The sequence below is a fragment of the Mesorhizobium sp. M0189 genome, from assembly GCF_040322135.1.
In the GTDB taxonomy this organism is placed as follows: Bacteria; Pseudomonadota; Alphaproteobacteria; order Rhizobiales; family Rhizobiaceae; genus Mesorhizobium.
Map to the genome: position 1 here is coordinate 41,662 of NZ_JAMYSW010000011.1, position 21,062 is coordinate 62,723.

Annotated in this window: 20 protein-coding genes; 7 read left to right on the top strand and 13 right to left on the bottom strand. The window is 62.7% G+C overall.

Annotation, left to right across the window (positions count from 1 at the left end; all coding sequences use genetic code 11):
- Nucleotide 1: 1 nt before the first annotated feature.
- Nucleotides 2–724 carry an HAD family hydrolase gene (locus NKJ09_RS19980; RefSeq protein WP_023717885.1) on the top strand — a complete coding sequence of 241 codons (723 nt, stop codon included), beginning with the start codon at nucleotides 2–4 and terminating at the stop codon, nucleotides 722–724.
- Here the strand turns inward: NKJ09_RS19980 and NKJ09_RS19985 are convergent.
- The gene (locus tag NKJ09_RS19985) at nucleotides 708–1,364 is read right to left on the bottom strand and encodes a class I SAM-dependent methyltransferase (protein WP_084642516.1); all 657 of its coding nucleotides are present in this window, start codon (nucleotides 1,362–1,364) and stop codon (nucleotides 708–710) included. The two genes, NKJ09_RS19980 and NKJ09_RS19985, sit on opposite strands and share 17 nt — an antisense overlap.
- An 85-nt stretch (nucleotides 1,365–1,449) precedes the next feature.
- A complete protein-coding gene (locus tag NKJ09_RS19990; RefSeq protein WP_023717883.1) occupies nucleotides 1,450–3,411 on the bottom strand; it encodes a long-chain fatty acid--CoA ligase in 1,962 nt (653 codons plus the stop codon).
- 478 nt (nucleotides 3,412–3,889) lie between these two features.
- Between NKJ09_RS19990 and NKJ09_RS19995 the strand changes: the two genes are divergently transcribed.
- From NKJ09_RS19995 to NKJ09_RS20015, 5 genes are read left to right on the top strand one after another with little or no spacing between them, the layout of a single operon-like run.
- A complete protein-coding gene (locus tag NKJ09_RS19995; RefSeq protein ID WP_023717882.1) occupies nucleotides 3,890–5,482 on the top strand; it encodes an ABC transporter substrate-binding protein in 1,593 nt (530 codons plus the stop codon).
- A gap of 58 nt (nucleotides 5,483–5,540) precedes the next feature.
- Nucleotides 5,541–6,548 carry an ABC transporter permease subunit gene (locus NKJ09_RS20000; RefSeq protein WP_023676822.1) on the top strand — a complete coding sequence of 336 codons (1,008 nt, stop codon included), beginning with the start codon at nucleotides 5,541–5,543 and terminating at the stop codon, nucleotides 6,546–6,548.
- A gap of 1 nt (nucleotide 6,549) precedes the next feature.
- Entirely contained in the window at nucleotides 6,550–7,467 is a 918-nt protein-coding gene (locus NKJ09_RS20005) for an ABC transporter permease subunit (RefSeq protein ID WP_023717881.1), read from the top strand.
- Nucleotides 7,468–7,471: 4 nt separating this feature from the next.
- Complete coding sequence (locus NKJ09_RS20010; protein ID WP_352493740.1) at nucleotides 7,472–8,347, top strand: ABC transporter ATP-binding protein; 876 nt, start codon at nucleotides 7,472–7,474, stop codon at nucleotides 8,345–8,347.
- Entirely contained in the window at nucleotides 8,344–9,174 is an 831-nt protein-coding gene (locus tag NKJ09_RS20015; RefSeq protein ID WP_023717879.1) for a dipeptide ABC transporter ATP-binding protein, read from the top strand. Before NKJ09_RS20010 ends, NKJ09_RS20015 begins: the two co-directional genes overlap by 4 nt.
- Nucleotides 9,175–9,196: 22 nt before the next feature.
- On the opposite strand, the gene NKJ09_RS20020 is transcribed toward NKJ09_RS20015, so the two are convergent.
- Nucleotides 9,197–10,114 (bottom strand): LysR family transcriptional regulator, encoded by a 918-nt coding sequence (locus tag NKJ09_RS20020; RefSeq protein ID WP_352493741.1) that lies wholly within the window; start codon nucleotides 10,112–10,114, stop codon nucleotides 9,197–9,199.
- A 93-nt stretch (nucleotides 10,115–10,207) separates the two neighbouring features.
- On the opposite strand from NKJ09_RS20020, the gene NKJ09_RS20025 reads away from it, so the two are divergent.
- Nucleotides 10,208–11,080, top strand: coding sequence for an NAD(P)H-dependent oxidoreductase (locus NKJ09_RS20025; RefSeq protein ID WP_352483288.1), 873 nt, complete (start codon nucleotides 10,208–10,210; stop codon nucleotides 11,078–11,080).
- On the opposite strand, the gene NKJ09_RS20030 is transcribed toward NKJ09_RS20025, so the two are convergent.
- From NKJ09_RS20030 to NKJ09_RS20075, 10 genes are all read right to left on the bottom strand, one after another.
- The gene (locus tag NKJ09_RS20030; RefSeq protein WP_023717876.1) at nucleotides 11,011–12,303 is read right to left on the bottom strand and encodes a cysteine desulfurase-like protein; all 1,293 of its coding nucleotides are present in this window, start codon (nucleotides 12,301–12,303) and stop codon (nucleotides 11,011–11,013) included. The genes NKJ09_RS20025 and NKJ09_RS20030 overlap by 70 nt on opposite strands.
- Before the next feature lie 30 nt (nucleotides 12,304–12,333).
- Nucleotides 12,334–13,008, bottom strand: a complete 675-nt coding sequence (locus NKJ09_RS20035) for an amino acid ABC transporter permease (RefSeq protein WP_023717875.1) — start codon at nucleotides 13,006–13,008, stop codon at nucleotides 12,334–12,336.
- A 109-nt stretch (nucleotides 13,009–13,117) separates the two neighbouring features.
- The gene (locus tag NKJ09_RS20040; protein ID WP_023717874.1) at nucleotides 13,118–13,909 is read right to left on the bottom strand and encodes an ABC transporter substrate-binding protein; all 792 of its coding nucleotides are present in this window, start codon (nucleotides 13,907–13,909) and stop codon (nucleotides 13,118–13,120) included.
- 178 nt (nucleotides 13,910–14,087) lie between these two features.
- The gene (locus NKJ09_RS20045) at nucleotides 14,088–14,483 is read right to left on the bottom strand and encodes a RidA family protein (RefSeq protein ID WP_023717873.1); all 396 of its coding nucleotides are present in this window, start codon (nucleotides 14,481–14,483) and stop codon (nucleotides 14,088–14,090) included.
- Between the two features lie 75 nt (nucleotides 14,484–14,558).
- A complete protein-coding gene (locus tag NKJ09_RS20050; RefSeq protein ID WP_023717872.1) occupies nucleotides 14,559–15,707 on the bottom strand; it encodes an acyl-CoA dehydrogenase family protein in 1,149 nt (382 codons plus the stop codon).
- 231 nt (nucleotides 15,708–15,938) lie between these two features.
- Complete coding sequence (locus NKJ09_RS20055) at nucleotides 15,939–16,751, bottom strand: enoyl-CoA hydratase family protein (RefSeq protein WP_023717871.1); 813 nt, start codon at nucleotides 16,749–16,751, stop codon at nucleotides 15,939–15,941.
- A complete protein-coding gene (locus NKJ09_RS20060; RefSeq protein WP_023717870.1) occupies nucleotides 16,739–17,218 on the bottom strand; it encodes a MarR family winged helix-turn-helix transcriptional regulator in 480 nt (159 codons plus the stop codon). Before NKJ09_RS20060 ends, NKJ09_RS20055 begins: the two co-directional genes overlap by 13 nt.
- Nucleotides 17,212–17,985 carry an SDR family NAD(P)-dependent oxidoreductase gene (locus tag NKJ09_RS20065; protein WP_023717869.1) on the bottom strand — a complete coding sequence of 258 codons (774 nt, stop codon included), beginning with the start codon at nucleotides 17,983–17,985 and terminating at the stop codon, nucleotides 17,212–17,214. The genes NKJ09_RS20060 and NKJ09_RS20065 overlap by 7 nt, the downstream gene beginning before the upstream one ends.
- Complete coding sequence (locus NKJ09_RS20070; protein WP_352493742.1) at nucleotides 17,982–20,276, bottom strand: bifunctional salicylyl-CoA 5-hydroxylase/oxidoreductase; 2,295 nt, start codon at nucleotides 20,274–20,276, stop codon at nucleotides 17,982–17,984. The genes NKJ09_RS20065 and NKJ09_RS20070 overlap by 4 nt, the downstream gene beginning before the upstream one ends.
- Nucleotides 20,277–20,417: 141 nt before the next feature.
- The gene (locus NKJ09_RS20075) at nucleotides 20,418–21,017 is read right to left on the bottom strand and encodes a VOC family protein (RefSeq protein ID WP_352483281.1); all 600 of its coding nucleotides are present in this window, start codon (nucleotides 21,015–21,017) and stop codon (nucleotides 20,418–20,420) included.
- Nucleotides 21,018–21,062 lie beyond the last annotated feature (45 nt).

Sequence of the window (21,062 nt, forward strand, 5' to 3'; positions counted from 1 at the left end):
CTTGGCGGACATCAAGGGAATATTGTTCGACAAGGACGGCACGCTCGTGGATTTCAACGCGACATGGCTGGGCATCGCCGACTTCATGGCGATGGATGCGGCCGAAGGCGATCGCTGGAAGGCAGACAGGCTGCTTGCGGCGGCGGGCTTCGACTTCGCCACCAGGCGCTTCAAGCCGGATTCTATCTTTGCCTCCGGGACCAACATGGACGTCGTCGAACTGTGGTTTCCGCGGCTGTCCGACGAGGACCAGATGCTTGCCGTCGCCCGCTTCAATGCCATCACCTCGGCGCAAGGATCGGCGATGGCCGTGGCGCTGCCGGGTGTGGTCGAGACGCTTGGGCTGCTTCACAGAAAATCCTACCGGCTTGGCGTCGCCACCAACGACTCGACCAGCGGCGCGGAAAAGACCTTGGTCACGCTGGGCGTCGCGCAGCTTTTCGAAGCCGCCTATGGTTACGACGCGGTGGCCAATCCAAAACCGGCGCCGGATACGATCCTTGCCTTTTCGGATCTGACAGGGCTCAGGCCGGCGACGATCGCAATGGTCGGCGACAATCGTCACGATCTGGAGATGGCGCGCGCCGGCGGCTGCGGCCTGGCGATCGGCGTGCTGTCCGGCACCGGCACACGTGAATCGCTGTCACAGATCGCCGACGTCATCCTGGATTCGGTGGCTGATCTGCCCGATTTTCTTGCGGCCCGGGTCAGCGAGACGGTCTAGACTCGTAGTTATCTGGTCCGAACGAGAACACGCCGCTCGGTTTCATCGCCGCATTCCTGCCCTCGCCGACATCCGGCACCTCGTATTCGGCCAGCAGGCGAAGCCGCGAGCGCGGCAGATAGGCGCGGCCCGGATCGCCGATCAGCACGGCGATGCCGGCAGCAAGGCAGCGGTCGAGGAAGGGAACGACCCGGCCGGCAAGATCGCGGGCGTAAAACAGGTCGCCGACCACCACGATGTCCACCGGCGGCGGCGGACCGCCGGTGATGTCGTCGCCAACGATCATGATAGCGACGCCGTTCGCAGTCGCATTGAGGCTGAGCGCAACCACACCATTACGATCGATCTCGGCCGCGACGACCGCGCTGGCTCCGGCTTTCGCCGCAGCGATGCCGACGAGGCCCGAGCCGGCGCCGAGGTCGAGCACGCGACGCCCGGCCACGGTCTCCGGCCGGTCGATTATGTAGCGGGCAAGCACCGCGCCGCCGGCCCAGACATAGGCCCAGTACGGTGGCTCCGGTTCAGGTTCGTCTTCTTCGGTCCCATGTTGGTTCCATTCGAGAAGCCGCCTGAGGCCGCTTCCCGGATGGGCGGTGTAAAGCCGGATTTCGGGAAGCGCGGGCACGGGGGCGATCCGCATGTGCGCCCGGATGAACTCTGCCGGGTCTGGCCGCGAACCTATATCCACGGCGTTAGAGCCGACGATGCAATCGCTCAAGCTGCGCCTAGCCCCGCAACGCTCGTCGCAGGATCTTGCCGACCGGTGTCTTCGGCAGTTCGGTGCGGAACTCGATATATCTGGGGCGCTTGTAGCCGGTCAGGTTCTCGCGGCAATAAGCCGTCAGCATCTCGGCGGTCAGTGCCGGGTCCTTTTTGACGACGAACAGCTTTGGCACTTCACCCGAATGCTCGTCCGGCACGCCGATCGCCGCCACCTCGAGTACGCCCGGATGCTGCGCCACCACCTCCTCGAGTTCGTTCGGGTAGACGTTGAAGCCGGAAACCAGGATCATGTCCTTCTTGCGGTCGACGATCTTGGTGTAGCCGCGCTCGTCCATGAAGCCCATGTCGCCCGATTTGAAGAAGCCGTCCTCGGTCATCACCTTGGCGGTCTCGTCCGGCCGGTTCCAGTAGCCGGCCATCACCTGCGGTCCGCGGATGCAGATTTCGCCGACCTCGCCGAGCGGCAAATTGTTGCCATCGTCGTCGCGGATGGCGATCTCGGTCGAGGGCAGCGGCAGCCCGATCGTGCCGGTGTAGACTCCGTCGCTGAATTTGTTGGCGGTCGCCCCCGGCGAGGTTTCGGAGAGTCCGTAGGCCTCGCTGATCGGGCAGCCGGTCAGCGCCTTCCAGCGCTCTGCGATGCCCTTCTGCACTGCCATGCCGCCACCCAGCGTCAGGATCAGCGGCTTGAAGTCGAGCCTGCGAAAATCCTCATTATTGAGCAGCGCATTGAACAGCGTGTTGAGGCCAGGAAAGATGTGGATCGGGTATTTCTGCAGCTCCTTGACGAAGCCGGGAATGTCGCGCGGATTGGGGATGAGCACGTTCTGCGCGCCCTGCTGCATTCCCATCATCGCGTTCACTGTGAGCGCAAAGATATGATAGAGGGGCAGCGCGCAGAGGAAGTTCATATGCGCCGGTTTCGGCTTGACCGTGTAGGCGTCTTCGACCCAGAGCGCGTTCTGCGCGACGTTCGCCAAGACATTGCTGTGCAAAAGCATCGCGCCCTTGGAGATGCCGGTCGTACCGCCCGTATATTGCAGGAAGGCGATGTCGCCGGCCACGACCTCGGCGGATTTGAAGGTCACGCCGGCGCCGGCCTTCAATGCGGCGTTGAATTTGACATGGCCGGGCAGCGACCATGCCGGCACCATCTTCTTGACGCGGCGCACGACGAAGTTGACGATCGTTCCCTTGAGCCCGCCGAGCATGTCGCCCATCGTGGCGACCACGACATGCTTGACCGCGGTCCTGGCGATCACCGCCTGCAAGGTGCAGGCGAAATTTTCGAGGATGACAATGGCTTGAGCGCCGGAATCCTTGAGCTGGTGCTCAAGCTCGCGCGGCGTGTAGAGCGGATTGATGTTCACCACGACATAGCCGGCGCGAAGCACCGCCATCATCGCCACCGGATATTGCAGCACGTTCGGCATCATCAGCGCGACACGTGCACCCTTCTGCAACCCCTTTGATTGCAGATAGGCGCCAAACGCAGCCGACTGTCGCTCGAGATCGGCATAGGTGATCGATTTGCCCATGCAGACGAAGGCCGGCCGGTTCGCAAACTGCTTGCAGGCGGCGACGAGAAAGTCACCGATCGAGCTGGAGGGCAGGGCGCCGATCTCGGCCGGCACGATCTTTGGGTAACTCTGGAGCCACGGTTTTTCAGGCAGGCCGGCGGTCAGCGAGGTGATCGCCTTCGGCAATCTTCTGGCTGAAGCTGCCGCCTGTTTGGGCGCTGGCACTGCCTTCGCCGCCGGCTTGACGGTGGGGTACTTTGCGGCAGGCGCCGCCTTGCCGGCTGCCGGCTTGGCAGTCTTTCCAGCCGTGATCTTCGTCGCCGGCTTCGCACTTGCCTTCGCGGTAGTCTTCGGCTTGGCGGCGGCCGCTTTTGGCTTGACCGCTTTCGATATTGCCTCGGCCTTTGCTTTCGCCGCGGTTGTTGTCTTTGCCGGTTTCGCCACCTGTCGCTCCCTCAATCATTCTTATTGTTCGGCACGCTTGAGTGCCACCGCCGCCCCTGACAAACAAAGGTATCCCACGCTTGCCGCAATGTCCGGAGCCTGGGGAATCCACCGCGCTGTCCATCTATCTATGTATTGCCACTAGCAGCGGCCGTGCAAGCCTCGCCCACCTGGCAGTGCGGCAAGACTTGCCATCAAAGCTCTCGGCCGCGACCGGTTTTTGGACGCGCATCTCTTGAACCGAACGGCTCGATTCCCCGAATTGGCGGCATCGCCGATCAACAAAAAATTGAAGTCGCTAATAATGTCGTGATCTGCGGATTTGGCTCGTTTTTTCCACAATTCGCCGCATGCCGGAATTTTTTTCTGCTTCCCGTGGGTTAGGCAAACAAGCAGTTCCAAAGCCAGAAAAACGGTGCTTATATGCGACCTTCGCGAGCCTGATAGAGGGGCTTGGAAGAACATCAGGGAGTGCTCAATGAAAAAGAAACTGACTTTTGCAGCCGCGTTGCTGGCTGCAAGCGTCCTCGGCGGCATGGCCAATGCAAAACAACTGGTCTATTGCTCGGAGGCATCGCCGGCCGGCTTCGACCCGTCGCCATGGAGCGGCGGCAACGACTTCGACGCTTCGTCGCGCACCATCTATTCGCGCCTGGTCGAGTTCGAGCATGGCAAGACCACCATCTCGCCCGGCCTGGCGGAGAGCTGGACGGTTTCCGACGACGGTCTCGAATACACCTTCAAGCTTCGCCCGGGTGTGAAATTCCAAACGACGGATTATTTCACGCCCACGCGCGACCTCAACGCCGACGACGTGATCTTTTCCTTCGAACGCCAGTGGAAGAAAGAAAGCCCCTGGTACAGCTACCTGGAAGGCACCGGCTGGGAGTATTTCACCGGCATGGGCTTCCCCGATCTCCTGAAGGAAATCGTCAAGGTCGACGATCTGACGGTGAAGTTCGTGCTGAACAAGCCTGAAGTCGCCTTCCTGCCGGACCTCGGCATGGATTTCGCTTCGATCGTTTCCAAGGAATATGCCGACCAGCTCGACAAGGCCGGCACCAGGCAGCAGTTCACCCAGAAGCCGGTCGGCACTGGTCCGTTCCAATTTGTCGACTATCAGGTCGATGCGGTCGTACGCTATGCGGCATGGGACGGCTACTTTGGCGGCCGCCAGAAGATCGACGATCTGATCTTCGCCATCACGCCCGATCCGGCCGTGCGCGCGCAGAAGCTGAAGGCAGGCGAGTGCGATATCATGTCATACCCGGCGCCGGCCGACATTGCCGGGCTGCAGGGTGACGCGAACCTCAAAGTCGACGAGCAGGAAGGCCTGAACATCGGCTATCTCGCCTACAACACGACGCTGCCGCCCTTCGACAAAGTCGAGGTCCGCAAGGCCCTCAACATGGCGGTAAACAAGAAGGCGATCATCGACGCGGTCTATCAGGGCGCCGGCGCGCCGGCCATCAACCCGATCCCGCCGACCATGTGGTCCTATAACAAGGACATCAAGGACGATCCCTACGATCCGGAGGCGGCCAAGAAGATGCTGGCCGATGCAGGCGTCAAGGATCTGTCGATGAAGATCTGGGCTATGCCGGTCAGCCGCCCCTACAACCCGAACGCCCAGCGCGTCGCCGAGTTGATCCAGGCCGACTATGCCGCCGTCGGCGTCAAGGCGGAGATCGTCAGCTACGAATGGACGGAGTATCGCCAGCGCGGCAAAGCTAAGGATCGCGACGGCGCCTTCCAACTGGGCTGGACCGGTGACAATGGCGATCCGGACAACTTCTTTTTCCTGCTCGGTTGCGATGCCATCGGCCAGTCCAATTATGCGATCTGGTGCAACCAGGAATTCGAAGCCCTGCTGAAAAAAGGCAAGGCGACGACGGACGTGGCCGAGCGCACCAAGATCTACGAGGAAGCTCAGGTGGTGTTCAAGCGTGAGGCTCCGTGGCTGACCATCGCCCACTCCAAGGTCTTCATGCCGATGAACAAGAAGGTGTCGGGCTTCGTTATGGACCCGCTCGGCATTCATCGGTTTGACGGCGTCGACGTCACCGAATAAGTCCTGAGAAATTGAACGGCGGCGCTGGACTTCCTGCGCCGCCGTTCTATGAAGCAAGATGCTCCGTTATCTCCTCCACAAGCTCGCTTTGATCATCCCGACCGTGTTCGGCATATCGCTGGCGGCGTTCGCTTTCGTCCGGCTTCTGCCCGGCGATCCCATTCTGGCCCTGGCCGGCGAGCGCGGCGTCAGCCCCGAACGCTACGCCCAGCTCATCGAGCAGTTTGGCTACAACCGGCCTTATGTCATCCAGTACCTGGAATATATCGGCAGGGTCCTGACCGGCGATTTCGGCATATCGATTGCCACCAAGCGGCCAGTGCTCGGCGAATTCCAGGCGCTGTTTCCAGCCACGCTGGAACTGGCGACGGTGGCGTTGATCATCGCCGTCCTGCTCGGCATTCCTGCCGGTATCTTCGCGGCGGTCAAGCGCGGCTCGTGGTTCGACCAGGCGACGATGGGTGTCGCGCTGACCGGCTATTCGATGCCGATCTTCTGGTGGGGGTTGCTGCTCATCATCTTCTTCTCCGGTTATCTCGGCTGGACGCCGGTTTCCGGCCGCATCGGCCTGCAGTATTTCTTCAGGCCGACGACCGGGTTCATGCTCATCGACAGCCTGATCTCCGGCAGGAGCGGCGCTTTCAAATCCGCCGTCAGCCATTTGATCCTGCCGTCCATCGTGCTGGCGACGATCCCGCTTGCCGTCATAGCGCGCCAGACTCGCTCGGCGATGCTCGAGGTGCTGGGCGAGGACTATGTCCGCACCGCGCGCGCCAAGGGCCTGGCGCCGCGCCGTGTCATCGGGCTGCACGCTTTTCGCAACGCGCTGATTCCGGTGGTCACCACCATCGGACTGCAGGTCGGCACGTTGATGGCGGGCGCCATTCTTACCGAAACCATTTTTTCCTGGCCCGGCATCGGCAAATGGATGATCGACGCCATCGGCAAGCGCGACTATGTCGTCGTTCAGAGCGGATTGCTGATCATCGCGCTGATCGTCATGGCGGTGAACCTGATCGTCGACGTGCTCTACGCCGTCATCAATCCGCGCATCCGGGTGCAGTGAGATGACCGACGAATCCGCCGCCGAAGCCACCGCTGCCTCCATCCCGACAGGCGGCAGGCAACGCGCCTTCGCCGAGTTCTGGCACTACTTCTCGATGAACACCGGCGCGGTCATCGGCCTTGTCGTGTTTTCGGCGTTGGTGCTGGTGGCGGTCTTTGCGCCGTTCGTCGCGCCGCATTCGCCCGACGAGCAGTTTCGCGATGCGCTGCTGGCGCCCCCTGCCTGGCAGCAAGGCGGCAAATCGATGTTCCTGCTCGGCACCGATGCGGTCGGCCGCGACATGCTTTCGCGGTTGATTTTCGGGGCGCGTTTCTCGCTGTTCATCGGCCTGGTGGTGGTCGTCTTCTCGCTCACCAGCGGCATCGTGCTTGGCGTGCTCGCCGGCTATTTCCGCGGCTGGGTCGACACGCTGATCATGCGCATCATGGATATTATCCTGGCCTTCCCGTCGCTGCTTCTGGCGCTGGTGCTGGTGGCGATCCTCGGCCCCGGGCTGTTCAACGCCATGCTGGCGATCGCGCTGGTGCTGCAGCCGCATTTTGCGCGTCTCACCCGCGCCGCCGTGATGGCCGAAAAGAACCGCGAATATGTCATCTCCGCCAAGGTGGCTGGTGCCGGTCATCTTCGCTTGATGGTGAGGACGATCTTGCCGAACTGCCTGGCACCGCTGATCGTGCAGGCCACCCTGTCCTTCTCCAACGCCATTCTCGAGGCTGCGGCGCTCGGCTTCCTCGGTGTCGGTGCGCAGCCGCCGACGCCGGAATGGGGCACGATGCTCGCCTCGGCGCGCGAGTTCATCCTGCGCGCGCCTTGGGTAGTGACCTTCCCCGGCCTTGCCATTCTGATCACTGTGCTTGCCATCAATCTGATCGGCGACGGCCTGCGCGATGCCTTCGATCCCAAGCTGAAGAGGTCATAATCCAATGCCTCTTCTCGAGATCAAGAACCTGACCGTTTCCTTCGACACCGCCGCTGGACCATTCATGGCGGTACAAGGCATCGACCTGTCGGTCGAACCGCGCGAGGTGTTGGCGATCGTCGGCGAATCCGGTTCCGGAAAATCAGTGGCAATGCTGGCAGTGATGGGGCTTTTGCCCAACACGGCGACGGTGAGGGCGGACCGCATGGCCTTCGACGGCATCGACCTGCTTAAGCTCGGCCCGTCCGAGCGGCGCAAGATTGTCGGCAAGGACATCTCGATGATCTTCCAGGAGCCGGTCGCCAGCCTCAACCCGTGCTTTACCGTCGGCTTCCAGATTGAGGAGGTGCTGCGCTTTCACATGGGCATGGACCGCGCCCAGCGCCGGGCACGCGCCATCGAACTGATGAAGTTGGTCGGCATCGCCGACCCTGAGGAACGGCTGGGCTCCTTCCCGCACCAGATGTCGGGCGGCCAGTGCCAGCGCGTCATGATCGCCATCGCCATCGCCTGCAATCCCAAGCTTTTGATCGCCGACGAGCCAACCACGGCCCTCGACGTCACCATCCAGAAGCAGATCCTCGATCTGCTGGTCGGCCTGCAGGCCAAATACGGCATGGGCCTGATCATGATCACCCACAATATGGGGGTGGTTGCCGAGACCGCCGACCGTGTCATCGTCCAATACAAGGGCCGCAAGATGGAAGAGGCCGACGTGCTGTCGCTGTTCGAATCCCCCAAGAGCAATTACACGCGCGCGCTTCTGTCGGCGCTGCCGGAAAACGCCGTCGGCGACCGGTTGCCTACTGTTTCCGACATGCTGTTCGAGCCGGCCCCATCTGTAGTCGCAGCCCGATCCGCGGGAGGAACCGCCACATGAGCGTGACGGTAGTCGAAGGCAAGAACATCGTGCGCGACTATCATGTCGGCGGCGGGCTTTTCCGCCCCTCCCGTACGGTTCACGCGGTCAAGGGTGTTTCGTTCAGCGTCGACAAGGGCAAGACGCTGGCCATCGTCGGCGAGAGCGGCTGCGGCAAGTCAACGCTCGCCCGCATCATCACCCTGGTCGACCCGGCGACCTCCGGCGAGCTTTTCATCGACGGCAAGAAGGTAGACATCGCGAGGGACGGCCTGTCGAAGGAAATGCGCCGCAAGGTGCAGATTGTCTTCCAGAACCCCTATGGTTCGCTCAATCCACGCCAGAAGATCGGCGACGTGCTTGGCGAACCGCTGCTCATCAACACCGACAGCACGGCCGGCGAGCGGCGCGATCTCGCCATGAAGATGCTGAAAAAGGTCGGTCTCGGCCCCGAGCACTACAATCGCTACCCGCATATGTTTTCGGGCGGCCAGCGCCAGCGCATCGCCATTGCCCGCGCGCTGATGCTCAACCCCAGCCTCCTGGTGCTGGACGAGCCGGTCTCGGCACTTGATCTTTCGGTGCAGGCGCAGGTTCTGAATCTGCTCGCCGACCTGCAGGATGAGTTTCAACTGACCTATGTTTTCATCAGCCACGACCTGTCGGTGGTGCGCTATATCGCCGACGATGTGATGGTGATGTATTTCGGCGAAGCGGTCGAATACGGCTCGCGCGACGAGGTCTTCGCCGACCCCAAGCACAGCTATACCAGGACGCTGTTCGCGGCGACGCCGCGTGCCGACGTCGCCAGCATCAAGGCAAGATTGGCGAAAAAGAAGGCCGCCTGATCCGGCGAGGTTTGCCGGCCGGCTACCGCTTCTCGATCCCCGGAATGCCGGAGATCTGCTCGGCGAGAAAGTCGACCAGCAGCCGCACCCGGGCAATGCCCGCACGCTCCGGAACGATCAGCATGCTCAGCGGGACGGGAGGCGGAAAATAGCCCGGCAGGATAATTTCCAGCCGGCCGGCCGCCAGAAGATCGTCGACAAGCCAGTGGTGGGCGGGTGCGATACCGCGTCCGGCGACAAGGGCTTTGCGCGCAGCAAGCCCATGGTCGACCCGAAATCGGCCGCCAAAGGGCACCGCAAAGCGCTCGCCGCCCGGCCCCTGCAGGGCGAGCGTGTCGCTTCCCGCGATGTTCGACATCCGAATGCCTTCATGGCCAGGCAGATCCTGCGGGACAGCCGGTCTGCCCCGGGCCGCCAGATAGGCCGGCGCCGCCACCAGCAGACGCCGGGACTGACCGAGCGCCCGCAGCTTCATCGAGCTGTCGGTGAGCGGACCGAGGCGAAGCGAGATGTCGACGCCCTCCCGCACAAGGTCGATGCGCTCGTCGGTTAGGCTGAGATCGATGCCGATGTCGGGATAACGGTCCTGAAAGGCGAAGATCAGCCGGCTGACGTGCAAGACGCCGAGCGCCGCCGTGCAGGATATCCGGATCGTGCCAGCCGATGCGCCGCGCGTGCCTCGCGCCTCATCGCCGGCCTGCTCAACGAGGCGCAGGATCTGGACGCTGTCGGCATAGTAACGGCTGCCTTCATCGGTCATCGTGACACGCCGGGTGGTCCTGCTGAGCAAGGGCACGCCGACGGCCTCCTCGAGCTCCCGCAGATGCCGCGTGACCGTCGACTGACCAACTCCGAGCTCGCGCGCCACCGCCGAGAGGCTGCCGCGCTCGGCGACGCGAACGAAGGTGCGCATGCGCTCGAGGGTGACCGATTTATCCATTATTCGGCATTATCTTATACATTTCCTACATATAGTGGATTAGCCGACGGCTGGCTACCTTTGGTGTCTATCGTCCTTCTTCGGAGTAGACCCATGAAAGTCCTGCTTGTTTTTGCTCATCCTGAACCGAATTCGCTCAACGGCGCACTGCGTGACGTCGCCATCAGGGAGCTCGAGACCCAAGGCCACGAGGTGCGGGTGTCTGACCTCTATGCCGATGGCTGGAAATCCGAGGTGGACCGTGCCGACTTTCCGTCGTGGCCGCCCGAAGCACGCTTCCTGCCGGCCGGCGCCTCCAAAAAAGCTTTTGCGAGCGGCACTCTGACCGATGACGTCAAAGCGGAGATCGACAAGCTGCTATGGGCCGACACCCTGATCCTCCAGTTTCCCCTGTGGTGGTACGCCATGCCGGCGATCCTCAAGGGCTGGGTCGATCGGGTGTATGCCTACGGCTTCGCCTATGGCGTCGGCGAGCACAGCGATAAGAGGTGGGGTGACCGCTTTGGCGAGGGAACGCTCGCCGGCAAGCGCGCGATGCTAATCGTTACTACCGGCGGCTGGGAGGAGCATTATTCCGCCCGCGGCGTCAACGGCCCGATCGACGACCTGCTGTTCCCGATCAACCACGGGATTCTATACTATCCGGGCTACGACGTGCTTCCGCCGTTCGTGGTCTACAGGGTGGACCGTTTCGGGGAGGCCGATTTCGAGCCTGTCGCGGAGCGACTGCGCGAAAGGATGCGGACGCTCGAGACAATCCAGCCCATTCCTTATCGGCAGCAGAATGGCGGCGATTACCTGATCCCAAGCATGCAGTTGCGCCTCGGCTTGGAGAACCCGGGTGCGACCGCCTTCGCCCTTCACGAGGATCGCGCCGGCGCCGCCGGCCAGCCCGATCAGGACAGCCGGGCAATGATGGTGCGAAGCGCCTCGCCGAAGCGCCGGACTTCCTCGATCGTATTGTAATGCACCAGCGAGGCGCGGACGGCGCCGCTGTCCATGCTGAGGTTGAGCCGCTTCATCAGGCGCGGCGCATACATGTGGCCGTCGCGAATGCCGATCTGCATCTCGGCCATCTCCTCGACGATCCTCTGCGGCGACAGCGTGCCGATGTTGAAGCAGAAGGTCGGCACGCGCTCGCGGAGGCGTGCCTCTTCGGCCACGCCGTAGATCGTCGCGCCGCAATCTTTGAGCACCGCCAGCATTTCGCGCGCCAGCACCTGCTCGTAATCGCGAATGGCATTCATACCGGCGACGATGTTGTCGCGGCGCGATCGGTTATTGGCTGGAGCGAAATTGCGGCCGATCGATTCGAGATAGCGCACCGCGGCATCCATGCCGGAGACGTTCTCGTAGATGAAGGTGCCGGCCTCGATCTTGTAGGGCGGCTCGTCGGGAATGAAGTCCTCGCGGAAGGTCGGCAGACGCTTCAGCGTTTCGAAGCGGCCCCACAGGAAGCCCATATGCGGCGAGAAATTCTTGTAGCCGGAGCAGACCAGATAGTCGCAGTCCCATGCCTGCACATCGATCAGCCCGTGCGGGCCGTAATGCACGCAGTCGAGGAACACTTCGGCGCCTGCCGCATGCGCGATCCCAGCCACTGAAGCAACGTCGACGATCGAGCCGATCGAATGCGCCGTCACCGTGCAGGCCACGAGGCGGGTGCGCTCGGAGACCAGCGGGCGCAAATCGTCGACATGCAGATTGCCGTCCTCGCGCATCCGCCACCATTTGAACTTGGCGCCGGCGGGTGCCAGCGCCAGCCACGTCGCGATATTGGCATCGTGATCCATGTCGGTGATGACGATCTCGTCACGCTCCCCGTTTGGTCGCTCAGAAAGCATCTGGCCGATGCCGAGGCTGACCAGGCGGATGAACGAAGTGGCGTTCATGCCGAAACAGATCTCCGCCGGGTTGGTGGCGTTGATCAGCAAGGCCACGCTTTCGCGCGCGCCGGCGACGGCTTGATCGACGGTGACGCTGCGGCCGTAGCGGCCGCCGCGCTGCACATTATGCGCGACCAAATGGTTGGTGACCGCGTCGAGCACACTTTGCGGGATCTGCGCCCCGGCGGCATTGTCCATGAAGATGAAGTCGCCGGCCTGCTGCAAGGCGGGAAACATGGCGCGGATCGTCTCGACCGGGAAAGCTGCGGCATCGCCCGTTTTCGAAATCTGATGCTGGTTCAAGGTCGTCTCCTGCGAAGTGCGCTGACAGATTCAGCGGGTCTTTTCGGTTTGAAATCGGCGTTCAAGGAGGCTGACGAGACGGACCATCGGCCAGAGAAAGATGAGATAGACCAGCGCGGCGCCGATCAGCGGTGAGGGGTTGGCATAGAGCGATTGCGCGTTGGTCGCTTCCTTCAGCAGTTCGGGCAGCGCCACGGTGGAGGCGAGCGAGGTGTCCTTGAACATCGAAACGCAGTTGCTGGTCATCGGTGGAATGACGACGCGGATCGCCTGCGGCAGCACGACCTTGCGCAAGGTCAGCAAGAACGGCAGGCCGAGCGCCTGCGCCGCCTCGAACTGGCCGCGCGGAATGCTTTCTATGCCGGAGCGGAACACCTCGGCCGAATAGGCCGCCATGATGATGGCGAACGCCATCACCGCGGAAGTCCAAGACGACAGGCGTATGCCGAGAAACGGCAGCGCATAGTAGATCAGGATCAGCACGACCAGCACCGGCATCGCCCGGAAAATGTCGATGTAGCCGACAGCCAGCAGCCGAAGCGGCTTTGGCGCATAGAGCCGTACCAGGCTGATCGCGAGGCCGACGGGAATACCGATGCCGATGCTCATGATTCCGAGCAGCAGCGTGTTCAGGAAGCCGCGCAGCAGTGCCGGCAGGCTGGAGATCATGACGTCGGCGTTGAAGAAGGTGTCCAGCAGCGACATCGCAGCATTCCCGAAACGTTTGGCGTCCCGCGACGCTCGAGCCCGAGCCCGAAATCCGAAATCGTGCCGGCATCGAAAGCCGGCACGACATTTAAGCGCGAACTGCCGCTCAGGCCTTCGGCATAGGCATTTCCTTGACGGTCGAGGAATCGGCCGGTGCGTCGCTGCCGAACCACTTCTTGTGGATCGCGGCCAGCGTGCCATCCGTCTTCATCGCGGTCAGCGCGTCGTTCAGCTTGCCGAGCAACGGGTGGTCCTTGGTCATCATCAGGCCGTACTGCTCGCCGGTCTTGATGCGCTCTTTTACGGCGAGATCCTTCATCCTGGTGAAAGAATATTCCAGGCCCGGAATATCGCTGACCGCCGCATCGACGCGGCCGGAGCTGAGATCGAGCAGCAAATTCTGCTGCGTGTCGTAGCCCTTGACGTCACTGAACCCGTCCGCTTCCTGGTGCGCCTTGACCCAGGTTTCGCCGGTCGAGCCGGACAGCACGCCGACGATCTTGCCCTTGAGGTCGGCCTCGGCCTTGATTGGGCTATCGGCCTTCGCGGCGATGCCCATGTCGGAATCATAGTAGGGTTGCGTGAACGACTGCGACTTCAGCCGCTCCGGCGTGATGGTGATCGACGAAATGGCGACGTCGATGCGCTTCGAGGTGGTGGCGGCGAACAGCGCCTGGAAACCGAGGTCGGCGATGTCAGTGGTCATGCCGATACGCTTTGCCGCTTCGTTGATGATGTCGACTTCGAAACCCTCGAATGTACCGCTCTCGTTCTTGTATTCAAAAGGCGGATTGGTCGGATAGGCGCCGACATTCAGCGTGCCTTCGGCATAGGCCGGGCCGCCGGCGATGCCGATGGCGGCAGCAACAAGAAGCAGGTTGCGACGGGTGAAGTTCATTTTCGTTCCCTCTGGTTGTGATCGGACGGGTTTGGCCCCGCACGGTTTTGATACGCCAAGTAACCGGACTGCCGGAAAGCCCTCCCGGCACGGCAGTCGTAAGACATCGGATGCTATCCAAAGTACCGCGCTTTTCAAGGCGAAAGTTTTAAGCTTAAAAAATTGCCGCGTGTTGCCATCAGTCCGGAATAACCGCCGTGGCCTGGATCTCAACCTTGGCGCGATCTTCGACCAGCGCCATCACCTGCATGGCGGCCATCGCCGGAAAATGCCGGCCGATCACCTCGCGATAGACCTCGCCGATCCCCTTGAGGTTGGCCAAATATTCCGCCTTGTCGGTAAAGTACCAAGTCATCGAGGTGATATGCTGCGGCATGGCGCCAGCCTCGGCGAGCACGGCGACAATATTGGCAAGCGTCTGTCTCACCTGGCCGACAAGATCGTCGGTCTCGAAGCGGCCCTGTCCGTTCCAGCCGACCTGCCCGCCGACGAAGACAAGCTGCCCACGCGCGGCGACGCCATTGGCGTAGCCGACGGGTTTCGCCCAGCCTTCCGGCTGCAGGATGGTGTGCATATCAAAGCCTCCCAATGCTCAAATCCGGTCGCTCGAAACTCAAAGACGATCAATTCTTCCACACAAACTCCGGTCTCAGGCCGCTCCCATCACTTGCCGTGCAATCACCACCTTCTGCACGTCCGACGCTCCCTCGTAGATGCGCAGCGCCCGGATCTCGCGATACAGTCTTTCGACGATATGGCCCCTGCGGACGCCGTCGCCGCCATGCAGCTGCACAGCCCTGTCGATCACCTCCTGCGCCTTGTCGGTAGCGAACAGCTTGGCCATGGCGGCTTCGCGGGTAACCCGAGCCGCGCCCATGTCCTTGGTCCAGGCGGCGCGGTAGACCAACAAGGCGGCGGCATCGACATCCAGCGCCATCTCGGCGATGTGGCCCTGCACCATCTGCAGCTCGGCCATCGCTGCACCGAACAGCCTGCGCTCGGCCACTCTTTTGATGCTTTCGTCCAGCGCGCGCCGGGCAAAGCCGAGCGCAGCTGCCCCGACCGTCGAACGGAACACGTCGAGCACCGACATGGCGATGCGAAAACCATCACCGGGTTTGCCGATCAGCGCCGAGGCTGGAACGCGGGCATTGTCGAAAGACAGCCGGGCGAGCGGGTGCGGCGCGATCACCTCCAGCCGCTCGGCGATGGTCAGGCCCTTTGTCTCGGCCGGCACGATGAACGCCGAAAGCCCCTTGGCACCGGGCGCTTCGCCAGTACGGACAAAGACAACATAAAAGTCAGCGATACCGCCGTTGGAGATCCAGGTTTTTTCGCCGGATAGGATATAGCTATCGCCGTCACGCGTGGCCGTCATTTCCATATTGGCAACGTCCGAGCCCGAACGCGCCTCCGACAGTGCGAAAGCCGAAATCGCCTTGCCGGCCCGTGTCTTCCCCAGCCAGTGCTGCTGGTCTGGCGTGCCGAACAGGCTGAGCGCGCCGGTGCCGAGCCCTTGCATGGCGAAGGCGAAATCGGCCAGCCCGTCATGCCGGGCCAGCGTTTCGCGCGTGAGGCACAATGTGCGCACGTCGAGTGCTGCAGGGTTTTCGGTGTCGAGCGCTGTCGGTTTCAGCCAGCCATCCCGGCCGAGCTTGGCCACCAGCTCGCGGCAGGCTGCGTCGACATCGTCATGCGCGACCGGCAGGTTCTTGGCGCACCATGCCTCCAGCCGCTCTGCCAACTCGCGGTGATGGTCCTCGAAAAACGGCCAGGTGAGGAAGGAACGGTCAGGCATTTCTGCCTCCACAGTTCTCCGGCCCTGGCGCTCCACGGCGCCCCCCTCTGTCCTGCCGGACATCTCCCCCTCTAAGGGGGAGATTGGCGGCTTCGCTGCCACTGCTCTCCCGGCGATGTTGGAGATTGGCGAAAGCGGGCCTGACATCCAATCTCCCCCCTTGAGGGGGAGATGGCCGGCAGGCCAGAGGGGGGTGCTGTCTTGCCAGCGTGCCCATGGAAGCGATCATCCTCAATCCCCCTCGAACACCGGCTTCTCCTTGGCGACGAAAGCCTTGTAGGCCCGTTCGAAATCGCGGGTCTGCATGCAGATCGCCTGCGCCTGCGCTTCCGCTTCGATAGCCTGGTCGAGGCCCATCGACCACTCCTGGTTCAGCTGCGTCTTGGTCATGCCGTGGGCGAAGGTTGGGCCGGAAACGATGCGCGCGGCCATGTCGAGCGCGTCGGCCTCGAGCGTTGCGGCATCGACCAGCCGATTGTAGAAGCCCCAGCGCTCGCCTTCCTCGGCGCTCATCGTGCGGCCGGTATAGAGCAGTTCGGCGGCGCGACCCTGGCCAATGATGCGCGGCAGGATCGCGCAGGCGCCCATGTCGCAGCCGGCAAGGCCGACGCGGCTGAACAGGAAAGCCGTTTTTGCCTGTGGCGTGGCGATGCGGATGTCGGAGGCCATGGCGATAATCGCGCCGGCGCCGACCGCCACGCCGTCGACCGCCGCAATAATCGGCTTGCCGCAATTCAGCATCGCCTTGACGAAATCGCCGGTCATGCGAGTGAAGGCGAGCAGCGCCTTCATGTCCATCTTGACCAGTGGGCCGATGATTTCGTGGACATCGCCGCCCGAGCAGAAATTGCCGCCATTGGGAAGGAACACCACCGCATCGACGTCGTCGGCGTAGACAAGGTCGCGAAAAGTGTCGCGCAATTCGGCATAGCTGTCGAAGGTCAGCGGGTTCTTTCGCTCCGGCCGGTCAAGCCGGATCTTTGCGATTTTGCCTTCGACCTGCCAGAGGAAATGCTTCGGCTTGCGGCCGGCTATCTTTGCCATTCCCGTCCCTCCCAATTGCTGCGGAAGGAGGTCAGCATGCCGGTCAGCCGGCGCGCCTCGTCCTCGCTCACATTGCCCAGCAATTCGCCGACCCATTTTTCATGCGCGGCGGCGATCACGCCGAAAGTCTTCGATCCCTCTTCCGTCAGCCGTACCATCGAGGTGCGGCGGTCGCCATTGCGTCGGGCTCGCATCACCAGCCCTTCCGAGACCAGCCGGTCGATGATGCCCGTGACATTGCCGTTGGACACTAGCAGGAAGCGCGACAGGTCGCTCATCAGCATGCCCTCGGGCGCCCTGTAGAGCGCGGCCATCACGTCGAAGCGTGGCAGCGTTGTGTTGAATTCTTGCCGCAAGCGTTCGCGCAGCTCGGCCTCGATGGTGCGCGAGGCGCGCAGCAAGCGTATCCACAGCCGCAGGCGGTCCTTGCCGGGTCCGGACGGGGCGGGCAGGGGACCGGCTACCATGTCTCACCTCCGGAGATCGAAATCGTTTGTCCGGTGATCGACCCGGCGGCGTCGCTACACAGATAGAGCACGGCGGCTGCAATTTCCTCTGGCTGGATGAAGCGGCCTTGCGGGTTGGTCTCGGCAAGGCTTGTCCGCGCCTGCTCGGCCGAGCGGCCGGTCGTTTCGACGATGCGCCGAACGGCGCCTTCCAGCATTTCGGTTTCGACGAAACCCGGGCACACCGCATTTACGGTCACGCCGGACTTCGCGGTCTCGACGGCGAGTGCCCGCATCAGACCGACGACGCCATGCTTGGCTGCGACATAAGCTGCAACATAGGGATAGCCTTTCAGTCCGGCGGTGGAAGCGATGAAGATGATACGGCCCGTCTTGCGCGCGGCCATGCCGGCCAGCGCCGGCTTCACCGTCAGGAACACACCGGTCAAGTTGACGTCGAGCGTGCGCTGCCAGTCTGCCAGCGAGGTCCGCTGCGCCGAGGCGCTGCCGGACATGCCGGCATTGGCAACGACGACGTCTAACGGTCCGCGTGCCGCTTCCGCGTCCTCGTAGAGCGACGCCATCGATGCCTCGTCGGTGACGTCGGCGGCAATGGCGAAGATGCGCTTGTTCTGAGCGGCGACCTCGGCAAGCGGCTCCACGCGCCGGCCACAGATGGTCACATCGATGCCTGCGCCGGCCAGCGCCAGCGCGATCGCCCGGCCGACGCCGGAGCCGCCGCCGGTGACCAGCGCATGTCGCCCTGAAATCGCTGCGGCGGAACTCATACTTTCAACCCCGCCGCCGCTTCGCGCTCGGCCAGCCGGTAGAGTTGGTCGCGGCCGGGCAGATAGGGATCCGGCCATTTGACGCCGCGATCGCCAAGCGTGACCGCCGCATGCAGCGTCCAATAGGGATCGGCAAGATGCGGCCTTGCCAGTGCGACGAGGTCGGCACGGCCGGCCATCAGGATCGAGTTGACATGGTCCGGCTCGTAGATATTGCCGACCGCCATGGTCGCCATGCCGACTTCGTTGCGGATGCGGTCGGAAAATGGCGTCTGGAACATGCGGCCATAGACCGGTCTTGCCACGGCCGAAGTCTGGCCGGCCGACACGTCGCAGATGTCGACTCCGGCTTCATGCAGCTGCCGCGCGATCTCGACCGCATCGGCCGGCGTCACGCCCTCGATGCCGAGCCAGTCATTGGCGGAGATGCGCATCGAGATCGGCTTTTCAGCCGGCCATACGGCGCGCACCGCATGAAAGATTTCCAAGGGATAGCGCATGCGGTTTTCCAACGAGCCGCCATAGGAGTCGGTGCGCCGGTTGGTCAAGGGTGTGATGAAGGAGGACAGGAGATAACCGTGCGCGGCGTGGATTTCGAGCATGTCGAAGCCGCAGCGCGCCGCCATCTCGGCCGAAGCGACGAACTGCTCGCGCACCGTATCCATGTCGGCGCGGTCCATCGCCTTCGGCACCTGGTTCTGCGGCGACCACGGCACGGAAGACGCCGCCATGACGGGCCAATTGCCCGAGGTCAGCGGCACGTCGGTTCCCTGCCAGCCGAGCCGGGTCGATCCCTTGGCGCCGGAATGGCCGATCTGCGCACAGATTTTGGCTTCGGTTTCGGCATGAACGAACTCGACCAGCCGCTTCCAGGCGACCTCATGCTCGGGCGCATAGAAACCGGGGCAGCCTGGCGTGATGCGGCCTTCCGGGCTGACACAGGTCATCTCGATGTAGAGGAGAGCGGCGCCGCCCTTGGCCCGTTCGGCATAGTGGGCGAAATGCCAGTCGGTCGGACAGCCGTCGACCGCCTTGTACTGCGCCATCGGCGAGACGACGATACGGTTCTGCAGCGCCATGTCGCGCAGCCGGAACGGCGCAAACATCGGCGCGCGACGCAGACTGTTGCCGCCAGCACCGGCCTGACGTTGGAACCATTCCTCGGCGCCGGCCAGCCATTCGGCATCGCGCAGCCGCAAATTCTCGTGACTGATGCGCTGCGAACGCGTCAGCAGCGAATAATTGAACTGCACCGGATCGAGGCCGAGATAGCGCTCGACCTCCTCGAACCATTCGAGCGAATTGCGTGCCGCCGACTGCAGCTTCAGCACTTCGGTGCGGCGGGCGTCCTCATATTTGCGGAAGGCTGCCTCGAGGTCCGGCTCGGACTCGACATAGTCGGCCAGCGCCACCGCGCTTTCCAGCGCCAGCTTGGTGCCGGACCCGATCGAGAAATGCGCGCTCGCCGCCGCGTCGCCCATCAGCGCCAGGTTCTTGTAGGACCAGCGTTCGCACAAGACGCGCGGGAAATTGATCCAGGCCGAGCCGCGGATATGATTGGCATTGGTCATCAGCGCGTGGCCGCCGAGATGGCGGGCAAAGATGCGCTCGCAGACGGCAATCGATTCCTGCTGAGACATCGCGCCGAAGCCGAAGCGTTGCCAGGTCTGCTCGCTGCATTCGACGATGAAGGTCGCGGTATCGCTGTCGAACTGGTAGGCATGCGCCCAGACCCAGCCATGTTCGGTTTTCTCGAAGATGAAGGTGAAGGCGTCGTCGAATTTCTGACGGGTGCCGAGCCAGACAAACTTGCATTTGCGGACATCGATATCGGGCTTGAACACGTCGACGAAGGCGCCCCGCGCTTTCGAGTTCAGCCCATCGGCGGCGACGACCAGATCGTGCGTCTCCATATATGGCTTGGGATCGGCGATGTCGGTCTCGAAGACCAGCTTGACGCCGAGTTCGCGCGCCCGCCGCTGCAGCAGCGTGAGCAGCCGCTTGCGGCCGATGCCGCAAAAGCCGTGACCGGTCGAGACCGTGCGCACGCCGTCATGGATAACGGCGATATCGTCCCAATAGGCAAAATGCTTGCGGATCCAGACGGCGCTGACCGGGTCGTTCCTGGTCAGGTTCTCCAGCGTTTCGGCCGACAGCACGACGCCCCAGCCGAACGTATCGTCGGCACGGTTGCGCTCGAACACCGTCACCTCATGCGCCGCATCCCGGAGCTTCATCGAGATGGCAAAGTAGAGGCCGGCTGGTCCGCCGCCGAGAACCGCAACTTTCATCGTGCGATCTCCTCTTCGCTTCTGTTTGTCGAGTTTACGCCTGAGAAAAATTAATTCAAGCTTGAAGTTTCAAGATTGAAACAATCCGCCCGGATAACTCGCCTTGCCGGCAGTCGGCTCCGCAGGCCAGGGACTCCCGAGCTATTTTTCCGGGTTCTTCGGACTCCACAGCACCGTTTCTGCATCCTTTTCATAGGCCATGCCATTGGGATAGCTGATCGCTTCCAACTGCAAGCCCCAAGGGGCCTGGAAGTAAAGGATGGCCTGGCCGGCGGCGGGGCCTTCGGTAACCGGCAGCGGTCCCATTCGCGTCTTGACGCCCTTGCCGTCAAGATAGGCTTTTGCGGCGGCGATGTCGTCGACATAGAAGGCGATATGGAAGCCGCCTATGTCGCTGTTGCGAGGCGTCAGGTCCTTCTGGTCCGGCGCGGTGTATTTGAACAGCTCGATGTTCGACCCGTGTCCGCAGCGGACTAGGGTGATCTCCTCGATCACCGCCTTGGGATCGACGCCCAGCAGATCCTGCATGAATGTGCCCTTGTCGTCGGCGAACGGGCCGAACGACATCGCCTTCTTGCAGCCAACCACTTCGGTGAAGAAATCGACCGCCTGCTGCATGTCGGGGACGGTGACGCCGGTGTGGTCGTGGCCACGCATGCCGGGTATGGAACTGGCGCAAGCGGTGCCGATGCTTCCCAGCACGGTGGCTGCAAGCGTCGCATATCGGATCGCATTCTTCATATCAGTCATCCTCCATAGCAGACATTTTGCCGGGCGCACGCCCGA

Excerpts from the sequence above, each read along its gene's own strand:
- NKJ09_RS19985 (WP_084642516.1), bottom strand. The coding sequence starts at position 1,364 with ATGCGGATCGCCCCCGTGCCCGCGCTTCCCGAAATCCGGCTTTACACC.
- NKJ09_RS19995 (WP_023717882.1), top strand. The coding sequence starts at position 3,890 with ATGAAAAAGAAACTGACTTTTGCAGCCGCGTTGCTGGCTGCAAGCGTC.
- NKJ09_RS20000 (WP_023676822.1), top strand. The coding sequence starts at position 5,541 with ATGCTCCGTTATCTCCTCCACAAGCTCGCTTTGATCATCCCGACCGTG.
- NKJ09_RS20005 (WP_023717881.1), top strand. The coding sequence starts at position 6,550 with ATGACCGACGAATCCGCCGCCGAAGCCACCGCTGCCTCCATCCCGACA.
- NKJ09_RS20010 (WP_352493740.1), top strand. The coding sequence starts at position 7,472 with ATGCCTCTTCTCGAGATCAAGAACCTGACCGTTTCCTTCGACACCGCC.
- NKJ09_RS20015 (WP_023717879.1), top strand. The coding sequence starts at position 8,344 with ATGAGCGTGACGGTAGTCGAAGGCAAGAACATCGTGCGCGACTATCAT.
- NKJ09_RS20020 (WP_352493741.1), bottom strand. The coding sequence starts at position 10,114 with ATGGATAAATCGGTCACCCTCGAGCGCATGCGCACCTTCGTTCGCGTC.
- NKJ09_RS20025 (WP_352483288.1), top strand. The coding sequence starts at position 10,208 with ATGAAAGTCCTGCTTGTTTTTGCTCATCCTGAACCGAATTCGCTCAAC.
- NKJ09_RS20035 (WP_023717875.1), bottom strand. The coding sequence starts at position 13,008 with ATGTCGCTGCTGGACACCTTCTTCAACGCCGACGTCATGATCTCCAGC.
- NKJ09_RS20040 (WP_023717874.1), bottom strand. The coding sequence starts at position 13,909 with ATGAACTTCACCCGTCGCAACCTGCTTCTTGTTGCTGCCGCCATCGGC.
- NKJ09_RS20045 (WP_023717873.1), bottom strand. The coding sequence starts at position 14,483 with ATGCACACCATCCTGCAGCCGGAAGGCTGGGCGAAACCCGTCGGCTAC.
- NKJ09_RS20050 (WP_023717872.1), bottom strand. The coding sequence starts at position 15,707 with ATGCCTGACCGTTCCTTCCTCACCTGGCCGTTTTTCGAGGACCATCAC.
- NKJ09_RS20055 (WP_023717871.1), bottom strand. The coding sequence starts at position 16,751 with ATGGCAAAGATAGCCGGCCGCAAGCCGAAGCATTTCCTCTGGCAGGTC.
- NKJ09_RS20060 (WP_023717870.1), bottom strand. The coding sequence starts at position 17,218 with ATGGTAGCCGGTCCCCTGCCCGCCCCGTCCGGACCCGGCAAGGACCGC.
- NKJ09_RS20065 (WP_023717869.1), bottom strand. The coding sequence starts at position 17,985 with ATGAGTTCCGCCGCAGCGATTTCAGGGCGACATGCGCTGGTCACCGGC.
- NKJ09_RS20070 (WP_352493742.1), bottom strand. The coding sequence starts at position 20,276 with ATGAAAGTTGCGGTTCTCGGCGGCGGACCAGCCGGCCTCTACTTTGCC.
- NKJ09_RS20075 (WP_352483281.1), bottom strand. The coding sequence starts at position 21,017 with ATGAAGAATGCGATCCGATATGCGACGCTTGCAGCCACCGTGCTGGGA.